This window comes from Campylobacter sp. IFREMER_LSEM_CL908, from assembly GCF_025771545.1.
GTDB lineage: Bacteria > Campylobacterota > Campylobacteria > Campylobacterales > Campylobacteraceae > Campylobacter_D > Campylobacter_D lari_D.
The window spans coordinates 38,259-53,089 of record NZ_JAKMQK010000004.1 but is presented as its reverse complement, the minus strand read 5'-3'; the positions used below and the strand labels follow the sequence as shown (position 1 = coordinate 53,089).

The following is a 14,831-nucleotide window of genomic DNA, read 5'->3' as shown; positions in this document are numbered from 1 at the left end:
ACTCCATTTTGACTTAAATTTGGCGAGAAGGTGAGAGAATCGAACTCCCCAAAAAGTAGTCAACTACCCTTTCATCTGATTTGAAGTCAGTGGCCATCACCAGATAAGCTAACCTTCCAAAAATGATATTATATCTTAATATTTTTAATTGAAACAAAAATTAAACATATGAAATTATAAGCGTGTAAAAATACTTTGAAATATTATATTTTTTAGTTATAATGTTTGTTTTTCAGTGTCAAGTTTTGACAATTACAATTTTTGGATATATCAATGCATTCTTTCAAACAATCTTTTTTTATAAATTTTTGGGATAATTCCAAAGGCATGATTATACTTGGAATTTTAAGTGCTATTTATTTTGGAATTTTTGGTAGTGTTTGGGCTGTTACAGGTGAAATGACACGCTGGGGTGGAGAAATTTTAGAATTTTTTGGTATGGATTTAAGCTCCTACACTTACTACCAAAAGCAAAATTTAAGTGGCAGTCCCTTAACAAGAATTGATGGTATCATGCTCATAGGTATGTTTATAGGATGCTTAATAGCTGCATTTTTAGCAAATAAATTTAAATGGCGTTTGCCTGCTAGCAAAATTCGAATTTTTCAAGCTATTATAGGAGGAATTTTATCAGGCTTTGGTGCAAGACTTGCTTTTGGTTGTAATTTAGCAAATTTCTTTACAGGTTTACCTTATTTTTCTTTACATACTTGGGTTTTTACTTTATTTATGATTTTAGGAATTTATCTAGGTGTTAAGGTTTGTAATCTTGCCTTATTTAAGCCAAAAGCAAAGTTACAACGCGTTTGCAAAGAAAATCAAAAATTAAAAACACAAAATAAAATTTCAAAAATATATTTTTACATAGGACTTGGTGTATTTATAATTTTTATAACTTATGTTGTATTTATACTACAAAAACAAAATATTGATATTAAAAACAAAGAAAGTTTTTTTTCTTTAGCGTTAATATTTGGTTTTGTTTTTGGTTTTATCATTTCTAGGGCTCAAATTTGCTTCACTTCTTGCTTTAGAGATTTATTTTTATTTGGTAGAGACAATGCTATAAAAGGCGCTTTAATAGGTATGATCATAGCTTGTTTAATAGCTTTTGCTTTTATATTACAAGGGCATACTAGTAAAGTAATAGAAATATCACCAAACCTTGCTATAGGTGCTTTTTTATTTGGATTTGGAATAGTTTTTGCCGGAGGATGCGAGTGTGGTTGGATGTATAGAGCTTGCGAGGGACAAAGTCATTTTATTATAGTGGGTATTGCCAATATCATCGGTACTATGATCTTAGCTTTAAATTATGATCATTTCCCAAAAATACTAACAAATGGTATAAAAATTCATCTTTTAAATGATTTTGGTTATTTTAATGGCTTATTAATCAATTTAGCTTTGTTTGCTATTTTATTTTTGTTTGTTTTAAAATTTAAAAGATTATTCTTCCAACACAACAAAGGAAAATTATGATTATTCATTATAGTTTAAATTTAGAAGGTGAGGCATGCCCATATCCTGCTATAGCTACCATTGATGCATTAAAAGAATTAAAATCAGGTGAAGTCTTAGAAATTTTATGTGATTGCCCACAAAGTATTAATTCTATACCTCAAGATGCGAAAAATCGCGGATTTGAAATTTTAGAGATAGATCAAGATGGACCAACGCTTAGATTTTTAATTCAAAAACCTTAAAAATTAGATTTGAGTATTTACTCAAATCTTTATATTTATACGATATTTTTCTATTAAATTTTCATCCAATATCACTCCTATACCCACAGCATCATTGACTTCAACTATACCATCTTTGCAAGGGATTAAATTTTTCACCAAATGAGTAAAAAGCACACTTGTTGATTGAGAATACTCTATCAAATTACAATATTTAGTACTTGCTAGAAACTGCACCGTAGCAGCAAGTAAAATTCCTGTAGAAAAACCATGCGGGACTAAATCACAACCATATTTTAAAGATATTTTTTCAATTTCTAACATAGTGTCAAAACCACCGCATCTAGTAATATCAGGTTGCACAATAGAAACTTTTGACTTTTTAATAAAATTTTCAAACTCATTTAGCGTGTAAAAACTCTCTCCACCCGTAATCTTACAAGGTAAGTGTTCGCTAAGTCTTGCATAATCATAAAAATTATTTGCACTAACTGGTTCTTCTATCCACTCTAAGTTATATTCTTCAATTTCCAAAAATCTTTCTCTTGCATAAGAAAAATTTTTCCAAAGTCCTACTAAGTCAATACTAAGTTTAATATCATCACCCACTGCACCTCTAATATTCTTGATAATCTCTTTATCAGCTAATGCATTATTACCAAAGCCTGCACCACCAAATTTTAATAGTTTAAAACCTTCTTCTTTTAAGTATTTTACTCTAGAAATATTTTCTTCCATATTTTCACTCGGAATAAAAGTAGCGTATGCATTTAAAAAGTCTTTTCTTTTTCCACCAAGTATGGTAGCTACACTTACACCATAAATTTTTCCAAGTAAATCATATAAAGCAATATTTATTGCACTTAAAGCACAAATTAATGCTCCGCTAAGTCCATAATACGCACTTCCCTCAATCAAATCATCCATAATCTTCTTAATATTTCTTGGATCTTGTCCTATTAAAATTTCACTTAAATTTCTACAAGATCCATGAGTACTAGGCTGCTCAAACATTATCTTTAAAACTGCTGCAGCACTATCACTTTCTCCTATTCCATAAAGATTATTATCTGTATAAATTCTTAATATAAAGGCATCTTCACCCCACTCACAAGACTCATCAAAAGTTTTTGTCCTTAACCATATAGGTTCAACCTTAGTAATTTTCATTATCCATCCTTTTTATCCATTTAATAAGCCCATAAAAGCTAATAGCAAGTATTACCAAAAAAGGAGCAGCACTCAAAACAACTGCAACTTTTAAGGTATTTAAATCTGCATTTATATAAAGCATTGCTAAAGGAATTAATCCAAGCATAATACACCAAAAAACTTTTAAATATTTACTAGGATTTTCACTATCTATTTTTGTGCTTACACAAGAAATAGTAAATGCAGTAGCATCCATATGAGAAGCCAAAAATACCATCATAAGCAGGAAATAAAAAAGAGCAAAAATAGTACCAAATGGTAGTGTTTTTATCAATGCTACCACTCCAGCTTCTCCAGCATTTGAACTAATAAAATTTGGAACATCTAAGACTCCACTTTGAAAAATATCTATTGCATATGAACTCAAAACTCCAAAGAAAAACCAAGTCCCAATACATCCACCCACAATAAGACCAAAAATTACTTGACGAATGGTCCTTCCTTTAGAAATTTTTGTCACAAAAATACTAACAGCAGGAGTGTAAGTAATCCAATAAAGCCAATAAAAAACTGTCCAATCAGAATTAAAGCTACTTACACCAGTAATATCATTATATAAGCTCATTGAAATATAATTACTAAAAAATACCCCTATACTATTTATTATATTATTTAATATAAATACACTATCTCCTAAAATAAATACCAATATTGCAAACACAAAACACAAGATACAAGATATTTTAGCAAGTTTTGCCATACCACTTGATAATCCAACAAAACTAGAAAAGGTAAAAACAGCTGTAACAATAGCTAAAAGAATAAATTTTAAATAAAAACCATCATTAATATCAAAAATTCCAGAAAGTCCAGCACTAATTGTAATTATAGAAAGGGTTGTAGTAAGCACAAGTCCACCAAAAGTACTAAATAAAAACACAACATCGATGATTTTATCAAGCACTATATTTTGATTAATATGCAAGATATTTGCTATTAAACTTGAAATTTTTAAATTTTTATTTTTAAAAATATAAAAATGAAAACACATTGCAATAGAACTTAAAGCATATACAGCCCAAGGCGTAATACCCCAATGCAAATACACAAAAGAAGTTGCACTTCTTAAAGCTTCTGCAGATTTTGGAGTAATATTTAATCCAGGTGCTAAATAATAATATGCCCATTCCATAAATGCCCAATACATAGTAGCAGATCCAAGTCCTGCACAAATAAACATAAAAATCCAAGCAGTATTTGAATAAGGATTTATCCCATCGCCTAATTTAATATTACCTATTTTAGAAAAAGCCAAGTAGAAAATAAAAACTACACAAATAAACTCAAAAAGTTGAACAAATGAGCCAAACATATGTGTAAGCTTACTAAAAAGAAAATTTGCTACTTCTAAAGCTTTACTAGGATTTATAAGTAAAATTACAATCACCATAAAAACCGCCAAGATAGATGTCACTATCAAAAATAAATCATAAGTTTTTTGATTATTTTTTTGCATAAATCTCCTTTTTGTTTCAAGTAGTAAATATATAGTATTTTCTTATTTTAAAATAAAACTTAAAGAAACTTTTATCATAAATGCATTAAAAGCCATACCTTAGTATTTTCAAATATTTTTTACTATAATAAAAAATTATTTAATCAATAAATTATTGCTACTAAAATACACAAATAAATAATGTTATTTCTCAAAATACAAAAATATTTAAAAAAATATCTTACATTGAAATTAAACACAAAAAAGGAGGAATACATGTGGCAAGGGAGAAATGATGGTGATGAAATTATCCATAAACGATTATTTAAATGTTTAAATCACTCTTCAAATAATAAATTATTAGGCTTTTGTTCATCATTGGGTGTGCAGAGAAATAATGGTAGAATTGGAAGTGAATTAGCACCAAAAATTATAAGAAAGAATATGGCAAATTTTGCTATACATGATGATTTTGATTTTGATGATTTAGGAGATATTGAAAATTTTGATACCCTAGAATTAGGCGATGAACTACTTTATCACAAGTGCTTAGAAATTTTACATAATAATCATTATGGTGTAATTTTAGGAGGTGGACACGAAACATCTTTAGCTTGTATCAAAGCGCTTTTAGATTACAAAAAAAGTGTAGGAGTTATAAATTTTGATGCACATTTTGATGTAAGAATTCAGGAGTTACATACTTCTGGAAATTCTTTTTACAAAGCTTATGAATATGCAAAAGAAAATAATTATAATTTTTCTTATCTTTGCTTGGGTGCAAGTAAATTATCTAACACAAAAGCACTTTTTCAAACTATGGATAATATGAAAGCAAGTTATGTTTTAGATACTGAATTTGAAAAATGTATAGAAGTCATTAAAAACTTCTTAAAACAAAATGAAGTTGTTTATTTAAGTATTGATATGGATGTATTTTCACAAAGCATAGCTCCTGCTGTAAGCGCCCCTGCTGTTTTTGGTATCAATTTAAAAGAAATTTTAACTCCGATAAAAATTATTTTTGAAAGCAAAAAAGTTGCTTTAGCAGATATTTGTGAATTTAATCCTAAATTTGATATAGACAATCACACTGCAAAAATCGCTGCTTATCTAGCATATTTTTTATTAAGTAAAGGAATGATATGAAATTTGATAGTTTAAGTGTATTGGCTATTAGTATCGGGGTTTTATTGTTTGGTATGTTTTTGAAAAAACGCTTTTTAATCTTAGAAAAATTTTGCATTCCCGCGCCAGTTATAGGTGGATTTTTAATCAGTATAATCATTTGGATTTTAAGTTTTATTGAGATTAAAGTTGATTTTGATACAAGTTTACAAACTCCTTTAATGGTGGCTTTTTTTACCGTAATAGGATTAAGTGGAAGTTTTAAACTCTTAAAAGTAGGAGGAAAAGTACTTTTAATCTATCTAGGTTGTTGCTGGTTTATGGCTTTAATGCAAAATTTTATCGGCATTTCCATGATGAGTTTATTTGATTTAAATAAACTATATGGAATTTTATGTGGTGCTGTTTCTTTGGAAGGAGGACATGGAAATGCTATAGCTTTTGGAGGCATGGTTGAAGAGTTAAGTGGCTTAAATAACGCTAAAGTTTTAGCAGTGGCAGCGGCAACCTTTGGACTGATTTCAGGGTCTTTGCTCGGAGGTCCTGTAGCAAAATATCTTATAAATAAACACAAATTAAAAATCACAACTAATCAAGATATTAAAGATATAGATCCTCTAAAGCATGAAATTCACAATGCAAATTATAAAGATTTTTTAAAATCTTTATTTTTAATATTATGTATTATGTGTATTGGATTTTTTTTAAGTTCCAAATTTACACAATATAGCGGCTATTCTTTGCCTAGTTATGTTGGTGCTATGCTTGTTGCTATTGTTGTAAGAAATATTAATGATTCTTTTAATATTTTCAAGCTAAATCAATATACAATAGATACTATAAGTGAATTAAGCCTTGGTATTTTTTTAACTATGGCTATGATAAATTTAAAAATAAACGAACTAAGTGCTGTTGCTACACCTCTTTTTATTACTTTGATTGTGCAAGTTTTAGCTTTACTATTCTTTACAATTTTTATAGTTTTTAGATTGTGCGGAAAAAATTATGATAGTGCGATTATGTGTGCCGGACTTATGGGACATGGTCTAGGTGCAACACCAAATGCAGTAGCAAATATGAATGCAGTTTGTTCTAGATATAATTTAACTTCAAGACAAGCTTTTTTAATAGTACCTTTATGCGGTGCTGTTTTAATTGATATTGTTGCAATACCTTTAAATACTTATTTGATTAATATTTTTTCATAGTTACTCTCGCATATTGCGAGAGTATTAGAGATGTTTTAGCATTGTTTCATAAGCTGCTTTAGTTCCTGGGCGAACTTTAGTTACCATGCTCACTAAAATAATCACAACAGAAGCAGCTAAAAATCCTGGAATGATTTCATAAATAGGAAAATCAAGCCACTCTGCTAAGAAATTTTTATATACTACAACTACAACTGCACCGGTAATCATACCTGCAATAGCAGCATATCTAGTCATTTTTGACCAAAATAACGAAAAGAGCATTACAGAACCAAAACTTGCTCCAAACCCTGCCCAAGCATAAGCTACTATACTTAATACGCTTGAGTTTTTATCAGTAGAAATAATAAAAGCTATCACAGCTACTGCTAAAACACCAAATCTACCCAAAGTCATCACTGTTTTATTGGACGCTTCTTTGTTAAAAATTCTTTTATAAAAATCCTCTGCTATAGTTGAACTTGAAACAAGCAATTGCGAACTTGCTGTGCTCATAATGGCTGCCAAAATAGCACTTAATAAAACACCTGCTATCCAAGGATTGAAAAGCAATTGCGACATTACGATAAAAATCTTTTCAGGATCTTGCAAACTAAGCTCAAATTTACTCACATAAGCTATACCTAAAATACCTATCAAACAAGCTCCAATTAAAGATATAACCATCCAAGAAATTCCTACAAAAGTAGCAGTTGGAATATCTTTAGTTGATCTTATAGACATAAAACGCACCAAAATATGTGGCTGACCAAAATACCCAAGCCCCCAAGAAAGCGCTGAAACTATACCCAAAAAGCTTAATCCTTCCCCCATAGAAAAAGTATTTGGCTTAATTTCTTTGACTATATTAACAGCTTCACTAAAGCCACCCAAATGATAAATCATCACTATAGGTACGATAATCAAGGCACTCATCATTAATAAACCCTGAATCAAATCCGTCCAACAAACTGCCTTATATCCACCCAAAAATGTATAAGCAACTATAATCACAGTTCCTGTAGTAAGCGCATAATCATATTGGATTCCAAAAGTTGCTTCAAAAAGCTTTGCTCCACCTACAAGTCCTGAAGAAACATAAAAAGTAAAGAATATCAAAATAACAATAGCACAAACCACTCTTAATATATGCTTATCATCATCAAATCTTGTTTCAAAATAATCTGGAATTGTAATAGAATTTGCAATCACACTAGTATAAATTCTAAGTCTTTTTGCTACAAAAGCCCAGTTTAAAAATGCTCCTATACTAAGACCTATTGCAATATAGCTTTCAGCTAAACCACTTACATATAAAGCTCCCGGTAAACCCATTAAAAGCCAACCGCTCATATCAGAAGCTCCAGCACTAAGTGCTGAAACTACCGGCCCCATAGAACGACCACCTAAAAAATAATCCTCTGAATTTTTATTTTGTTTATAAAAATAAAATCCAATAAAAAGCATTAATGCTGAATATGCGACAAACATTATCGCAATTTGAGTATTAATGTGCACAACCTCCATTTTTTCTCCTTTTTATTTTAAAGCACGAATGCCTAAATTTCCATAACGGTGGAAAGATATACTTAAAGCTTTTTCATTATGATATAAAAGCAACTCAAAACGTCCGTTCATTAAAGGCTTAGCATTGGCAATGATTTTTGCACAACTTGCTGCTTTTATGAAAATTTCATCATTAATATCTAATGGAGCAAAATAACGAATTCTTTCATAATCAGCTATTTTGCTAATGAAATTTTCTTTACTTTCTTTAAGGAATAAAGTTTTTGAACTAATTTTTTGATTAATCTTTTGCACAAGATCTATTTTTTCATGCTCATCATAACTTAAAATAAGATCAATATTTAGCACACTAGCTGCTAAAATAACTCCTAAAATATCTTTTAAACTATCATCTTTATGTACTCTATAAGCAATATTTTTAACCTTTGTATAAGAGAAAATATTATCCTCGCCTCTTATATTGACATAATCTTTTGCACTTGCAAATTCATGTTTTGCATGATAAGCATAGCTTCTTGCCATAGCTTTAATGACTTCAAAATCGGCTTTATCTTTTTCATTTAAATCCAAGCTTAAAGCATTTAAATTTGATACTAATTCATTATCTAAAACATTTTGATCAGCTTGACTTTGCTCTATATCTAAAAATTGAGTGATGTAATTATAAATTCCAACTTTTCTACCAAAACCAATGGCTGATTTTTTAATACCACCAAAAGGTTGTCTAAGAACTATAGCTCCTGTTGTTGGTTTATTGATGTAAATATTTCCTGCCTCTATGTGAGTGTGGAAGTATTCCCATTCTCTCTCATCTAAACTTTCAAATCCTGCTGTAAGTCCATAACCTGTAGAATTTACTATATCAATAGCTTCTTTTAAATCTTTTGCTTTCATTACAGTTAAGATTGGTGCAAAAAGCTCATTCATGTGCGTAAAATCACCTTTTTTAGTACCATATTTAATCCCTGGAGTTAAAAGATAAGGATTATCATCTACAAATTTAGGTTTTAAAGCCCAACTTTCATATGGAGCTAGCTCATCTAATGCTTTTTGCAGTTTTACATCTGGTTTATCTGCTAAAGCTCCAAGTTTATTTTTAAATACAAATGGATTTCCAACCCCCATAGAACTAGCAGCATCTACTAAGGTCTTTTTAAATTCCTCATCTTCATAAACTTCTTCTTCCAAAACAAGCAAAGAAGTAGCAGAGCATTTTTGACCTGAATTTGAAAAAGCTGAATGAATGATATTTTTAATCGCACTATCACGATCGGCAAATTTAGAAACAATAGTTGCATTTTTACCGCCTGTTTCAGCACTTAAAAGTAAGGTTGGATTAGCTTTGAGCATTGCATAAGCAGTTTCTTCTCCACCGGTTAATACTGAAAATTTCACACTTTGATCAACAAGCAAGTATTTTGATATATCACTACCTTTAGCAGGTAAGAAAATCAAAGCATCTTTTGGAATTCCCGCATCCCAAAAGCATTTACAAAGCATATAACCTGTTAGCATGGATAAAGATGATGGTTTATATATCACTTTATTACCTGCAGCCAAAGGTGCTGCTATGGTTCCTACTGAAATACCTACTGGAAAATTCCATGGTGCAATTACCACACCTATGCCTTTTGCTTTAAAAGTAGTATTTGGATTTTGCTCTTTTAGTTTTTCCAAAGAATGTGGATAAAATTCTAAAAAGTCTATAGCCTCACTAACTTCAGGATCAATCTCTAAGAAAGTTTTTCCTACCTCTAAAGCTGCTATACCTATTAAATCTCCTCTACGATCTCTAACAAGTTGAGCAGTTTTTGCTAAAATCTTATAAATTTCATCATGACTTAAATCACTAAAATTTGAGCTCTTAGCTACATCTAAAGCATATTTAATCTCTTTTTGGCCTGCTAAATGTGCTTTACCTATAGTGCGATTTTTGATTTTATCCTTAACTTCTACCACTTGTAAATTTTCGTTTTTAATTTCCTCTTTTACAACCGGATATACATCGTAATTTTCTAAATTTTCATATTTAGTTCTTATATTTTTAGCCCATTCTCTATTTGCTTTTAAGATAAAATCTGTGTCAGGTTCGTTTTTAAATTCTTTACTCTCATAAGAACTAATAGCCTTTGTCTCATTATTTCTATCTTGAGTTCTATGAGTAGAATTATCCAAACTAGCAACGCCTTCTAAAGATTTTATAAATAATTCTTTTTGCATTTGCCAATTTTTATCATTGATTTTAAGGTTGAAAAAATATCTCATGAAATTATCTTCACTAGTATTTTCATCAAGTCTTCTTACTAAGTAAGCAATGGCATTATTAAAATGCGCTTCATCACACACCGGTGCATAAAGTATAAGATCATGCATTTTAGAAAGCTCATAAGAGCATTGCAAACTCATACCTTCAAGCATTTCAAAAGTAAAAGATGATAAAGCTCCTGCTTGTGAAATTCTAGTATAAGCATAAGCAATTTCAAATAAATTGTGACTCGCAATACCTACATTAATATATTTATAATTATCGCCTTCTAAGACAAAATCAAGCATTTTCTTATAATTACTATCTGTGTCAATTTTTTTATAAAAAGTAGGTAGAGCCCAACCTTTTTGCGAAGCTATAGTTTCTTCACTTTCCATATTCGCTCCTTTAACAAAGCGAATTTTTATAGGCTTCATACCTTTTAAAACTCTTTCTTTTGAAAAAGCAAAAAGTTTTTTCAAATATTCATAAGAATCAGGAAGATAAGCTTGTAAAACGATACCTGCTTTAATATTATACTTTGCAATACTTTCCATAAAAGCTTCAACGGTTAATTCTAAATCTCTAAATTCCTCCATATCAAGATTGATAAATTTAGACACACCTTGCTTTTTTTCTTCTTCTAAAGCAAGAGCATATAATTTATCCAATCTTTTTACCACTTCATCTTTAGAGTATTCAAAATCAATGATATTAATTTGAGAAAAAATGGTAGTGATTTTAATTGAAATATAAGTAATATAGCTTGTTTTTAATGCTTCTTCATATTTTTTTACTCTATAAGCACTCTCAGCCTCACCCAAAACCTCTTCACCAATTAAATTTACATTTAAGGTAATTTTATCTTCATCTTTTCTTTTACGCATATGAGGCTCTAAAACACTAGGGTTTGCATCTAAAACCATAGCTTTAGTATCTTCTCTTAAATGCTTAATGAAAAATGGCACACTAAGAGTTGGTGCAAATTTTCCAAAATTTAAAAATGAAAAAAGCAAAAATTTTTCAAAAGCACTAAAAAAATCTGCTATACCATATTTGTTTAAAGTATGCTCTATAAGCTCAAAACTCGCACTTTTATCTTTACATCTAAAAGAGCGATCTAAAAGTTCAATCAACATCACTTTATTTTTAGGATTGTTTAAAAGTTTTTGCATTTTGGCGTGAAATTCTTTTTCACTTTGAGAGATATTACTTTCTATTTTTCTTTGTAATTCTTCAGCTAATTGCAAAGCTTTTTGTATCATTTCTTCCTCCATTTAGTAATTAATATCTTTTATGATACAAAAATAGCCACAAAAATCAACATATATTTATTTATAATTTATTTTTTTATGTAAAAAAGTAACAAATATAAACATATATTTTTAATTGTAAATAAAATATTAGCGTAATAATAAATAATTATGAGTATTTCTTACACATCTAGCAATAATCTTTGCCTCTATATTGTAATCTTTCAAAATTTTCAAAGCCTCATTTGCATCTTTTTCACTCATTGCAGCTAAAAGTCCACCTGAAGTTTGAGGATCAAAATACACTATATCCTCATCTTTTTCATTTAAATTATCAACCCAAATTTTTAGGCTATCTTTATTTTTATAAGCTCCTGCTGGGATTATCCCCATATTAGCCATTGGCAAAACTCCATCCATTAAAGGAATTTCATTTTTATACACTTCTATCATAATCTCTTCATTTAACATTTCTTTTAAATGTCCCAAAAGGCCAAAACCAGTAACATCACTTAAAGCACTAAGACTTTTAAACCCCTTTAAAATACGACTTGCGTAAAGATTTAAAAAACTCATTTGCTTTATTGCTTTTAAAATCTTTGCTTTTTCTAGCAAACCAGCCTTGATAGCAGTGCTAATAATGCCACTACCTATAGGCTTAGTAAGTAAAATAACATCACCATCTTTTGCACTATTATTAGCTATAAATTTCTTAGGATGAACTACACCTGTCACACTAAGACCAAAAATGAATTCATCATTTTCTATAGTATGGCCACCTACTAGCACAGCACCAGCTTCTTCAACCTTAGCTCTAGCACCTTCTAAAACTTCAAGTAAAATTTCATTGTTAAAATGACAAGTATCAAAGCCTACAATATTTAAGGCATTAATCACCTCAGCACCCATAGCAAATACATCACTTAAAGCATTGGCAGCAGCTATAACACCAAAATGATACGCACTATCAACCACAGGTGTGATAAAATCAAGTGTTTGCACTAAAGCTAAATCTTCATTTAGCTTATAAACACTTGCATCTTCGTTATTATCAATACCACTTAAAATGTTTTCATGCGGTTTTAAAATGCCAAGAATTTTGTCAAGACCCACCGAGTCTAGTTTGGCAGCTCAACCCGCAGCTTTTACATATTGAGTTAGTTTTTGGTCTTTATATATCATAAAGAAATAATCTTTGCCTTTCCAAAAAGTTCATTTAAAATTTCATAAGCATTACCTATTTTGCCTATTTTAAGCTCTTTAGTTTTACCAAAAAATTCCAAACATGCCCCACAACTATAAATTTCAACCCCTAAATTTTCAAGCTCTTTCATAGCTTCAAAAGCCATATGAGAACAATCAGTATTCATTAAAACACTATCATTAACGCAAAGGATTTTTACAGGTTTATTAGGTAAATCTTTTAAGGTTTTTAAAAAACCTAGCATTAGATTTTTCCCAAGCTCCCCTTCACCTACTTTATCGCTTTTTAAAAACAACACATTATATTCTTGTAAATTTTGTTCTTGAATTTGAACTATACCACCATCTTTTATAATGCTAATAATACTTTCATCATTTACATCTTTCACACTAAAGTTCAAATTTAAAGATTTTAAAAACCTCATTACATTTTCTTTAGAAGCTTGAGAATTTAAAAGAATTTCTAAATTTTCATTTTCTTTTAACTCTTCTAAAGCCTTTTTTGTCTCTATCACAGGACGCGGACAAGCTAAATCTCTACAATCAATTTTCATTTTTTACCTTTTTTACTTAATGATATATTTTTATAACTTGTATTCAAATTAAGTTTTATCTTTTTCTTGATTTTTCTTGAAAAATAATTCTTTAAAGCGTTTATTAGTGTATTCTTCTACATCTTGTTGTAAAATTTTAAAATTTTGAATTAACTCATAAGCTCTTGGAGTAAGCTTACTACCAGCTTCACTTCCTCTTCCTTTTTTAGCAATGAGTAATTCTTCTTTCATATTTTTTTCTAAATCCTGTATATAAAGCCAAGCTTTTTTATAATTAATCCCTAATTGTTTAGCCGCTTGGGAAATACTTCCACATTCTCCAACTAATTCTAAAATATCTGTTTTCCCTTTACCAAAAAGTAATTCTCCATCAGGATTTTCTACCCAAATTTTGCTTTTTATATGAAATTTTTTACCTTTTTTTTCTTCAAAACAACCAAGTTCGCAGTATTTAACATCAATTTTATAAGTTTTAAGCGTAGCTCTCATATCAGCCATATTAAAGTTTTTAGCACATTCTAAAGCATCTTTACATGATATGCGACGCTTAGAATCTAGTTTTGTTTCTAATTTTTCTAAAATTTCACTTTTTGCTATATTTTTATTTAACTTTCCAAATTGACCTAACTCGCAATCTGAAATTTTTACATCCATTTTTTTTATACTAGCTTGAAAATCTTCTTTGGAGTATTGTTTTAAAAGCTCTAGTGCTTTTTTACAAGTAAGTTTATTATTTTCATCAAGATTTTTTTGAATTTGTAAATTTAATTCTTCCATGAATTAACCTTGGATTATAAGTAGTAAAAAAGGGTGCCTGTAAACACCCTTTGGGTTATTTTGCATCAAGTCCTAAATTTTGGCCCTTAAGCAAAACTCTTTTTCTATACATTACACTAACTTCAGCTGCATCACCAACCAAAAGTGCATTTGTAGAACAAACCGCAGCACACATAGGTACTTTACCTTCTGCGATACGATTTTGTCCATAAAGTTCTCTTTCTTCATGAGAGTTAGTAGGCTCAGGACCACCTGCACACATAGTACATTTATCCATTTGACCTTTAATACCAAAAGCACCATCTCTTGGAAATTGTGGAGCACCAAAAGGACATGCATAAAGACAATACCCACAACCTATACAAGTTTTTTTATCATGTAAAACAATACCATCAGCTCTAATATAAAAGCATTTTACAGGACAAACTTGCTCACATGGAGCATCTGTGCAGTGTTGGCAGGCAAGAGTTGTTGAAAACTCTTTTCCTTCTATGCCTTCATTTAAAGTGATTACCTTTCTTCTATTAATCCCCACTGGCACTTCGTGCGCACTTGAACAAGCCACTTGACAAGCAAAGCAAGAAATACAGCGATTATTATCTACATAAAATTTCATTCTAGCCAT

12 protein-coding genes and 1 tRNA gene are annotated in these 14,831 nt (G+C 29.9%); 4 read left to right on the top strand and 9 right to left on the bottom strand.

Going from position 1 to position 14,831, the window contains the following annotated elements; translation table 11 throughout:
- Window positions 1-20: 20 nt before the first annotated feature.
- Window positions 21-118, bottom strand: a tRNA-Sec gene (locus L8U04_RS02285).
- A gap of 155 nt (window positions 119-273) precedes the next feature.
- Between L8U04_RS02285 and yedE the strand changes: the two genes are divergently transcribed.
- Window positions 274-1,482: a selenium metabolism membrane protein YedE/FdhT gene (yedE, locus tag L8U04_RS02280; RefSeq protein ID WP_263709316.1), complete on the top strand. Its 1,209-nt coding sequence runs from the start codon at window positions 274-276 to the stop codon at window positions 1,480-1,482.
- The gene (gene yedF / locus L8U04_RS02275) at window positions 1,479-1,706 is read left to right on the top strand and encodes a sulfurtransferase-like selenium metabolism protein YedF (RefSeq protein ID WP_133319404.1); all 228 of its coding nucleotides are present in this window, start codon (window positions 1,479-1,481) and stop codon (window positions 1,704-1,706) included. Before yedE ends, yedF (L8U04_RS02275) begins: the two co-directional genes overlap by 4 nt.
- A 21-nt stretch (window positions 1,707-1,727) precedes the next feature.
- Here yedF (L8U04_RS02275) and L8U04_RS02270 read toward each other — a convergent pair whose 3' ends face one another.
- Together L8U04_RS02270 and L8U04_RS02265 are read right to left on the bottom strand one after the other, a co-directional pair.
- Window positions 1,728-2,855 carry a mandelate racemase/muconate lactonizing enzyme family protein gene (locus L8U04_RS02270; protein WP_133319405.1) on the bottom strand — a complete coding sequence of 376 codons (1,128 nt, stop codon included), beginning with the start codon at window positions 2,853-2,855 and terminating at the stop codon, window positions 1,728-1,730.
- Window positions 2,842-4,353: a BCCT family transporter gene (locus L8U04_RS02265; protein ID WP_263709315.1), complete on the bottom strand. Its 1,512-nt coding sequence runs from the start codon at window positions 4,351-4,353 to the stop codon at window positions 2,842-2,844. Before L8U04_RS02265 ends, L8U04_RS02270 begins: the two co-directional genes overlap by 14 nt.
- A 255-nt stretch (window positions 4,354-4,608) precedes the next feature.
- On the opposite strand from L8U04_RS02265, the gene L8U04_RS02260 reads away from it, so the two are divergent.
- Window positions 4,609-5,481 (top strand): formimidoylglutamase, encoded by an 873-nt coding sequence (locus L8U04_RS02260; RefSeq protein WP_263661071.1) that lies wholly within the window; start codon window positions 4,609-4,611, stop codon window positions 5,479-5,481.
- Window positions 5,478-6,668 carry a sodium/glutamate symporter gene (gltS, locus tag L8U04_RS02255; protein WP_133319408.1) on the top strand — a complete coding sequence of 397 codons (1,191 nt, stop codon included), beginning with the start codon at window positions 5,478-5,480 and terminating at the stop codon, window positions 6,666-6,668. The genes L8U04_RS02260 and gltS overlap by 4 nt, the downstream gene beginning before the upstream one ends.
- A gap of 24 nt (window positions 6,669-6,692) precedes the next feature.
- On the opposite strand, the gene putP is transcribed toward gltS, so the two are convergent.
- From putP to fdh3B, 6 genes are all read right to left on the bottom strand, one after another.
- On the bottom strand, window positions 6,693-8,174 hold the full coding sequence (gene putP, locus L8U04_RS02250) for a sodium/proline symporter PutP (protein ID WP_220566430.1): 1,482 nt from the start codon (window positions 8,172-8,174) through the stop codon (window positions 6,693-6,695).
- A 12-nt stretch (window positions 8,175-8,186) separates the two neighbouring features.
- Window positions 8,187-11,684 carry a bifunctional proline dehydrogenase/L-glutamate gamma-semialdehyde dehydrogenase gene (locus tag L8U04_RS02245; protein ID WP_263709314.1) on the bottom strand — a complete coding sequence of 1,166 codons (3,498 nt, stop codon included), beginning with the start codon at window positions 11,682-11,684 and terminating at the stop codon, window positions 8,187-8,189.
- A 138-nt stretch (window positions 11,685-11,822) separates the two neighbouring features.
- On the bottom strand, window positions 11,823-12,854 hold the full coding sequence (gene selD, locus L8U04_RS02240) for a selenide, water dikinase SelD (RefSeq protein ID WP_263709313.1): 1,032 nt from the start codon (window positions 12,852-12,854) through the stop codon (window positions 11,823-11,825).
- Window positions 12,851-13,429 carry a sulfurtransferase-like selenium metabolism protein YedF gene (gene yedF / locus L8U04_RS02235; protein WP_263709311.1) on the bottom strand — a complete coding sequence of 193 codons (579 nt, stop codon included), beginning with the start codon at window positions 13,427-13,429 and terminating at the stop codon, window positions 12,851-12,853. The genes selD and yedF (L8U04_RS02235) overlap by 4 nt, the downstream gene beginning before the upstream one ends.
- A 48-nt stretch (window positions 13,430-13,477) precedes the next feature.
- Complete coding sequence (locus L8U04_RS02230; protein ID WP_263709310.1) at window positions 13,478-14,206, bottom strand: winged helix-turn-helix domain-containing protein; 729 nt, start codon at window positions 14,204-14,206, stop codon at window positions 13,478-13,480.
- A 55-nt stretch (window positions 14,207-14,261) separates the two neighbouring features.
- Window positions 14,262-14,831, bottom strand: coding sequence for a formate dehydrogenase FDH3 subunit beta (gene fdh3B, locus L8U04_RS02225; protein ID WP_263709309.1), 570 nt, complete (start codon window positions 14,829-14,831; stop codon window positions 14,262-14,264).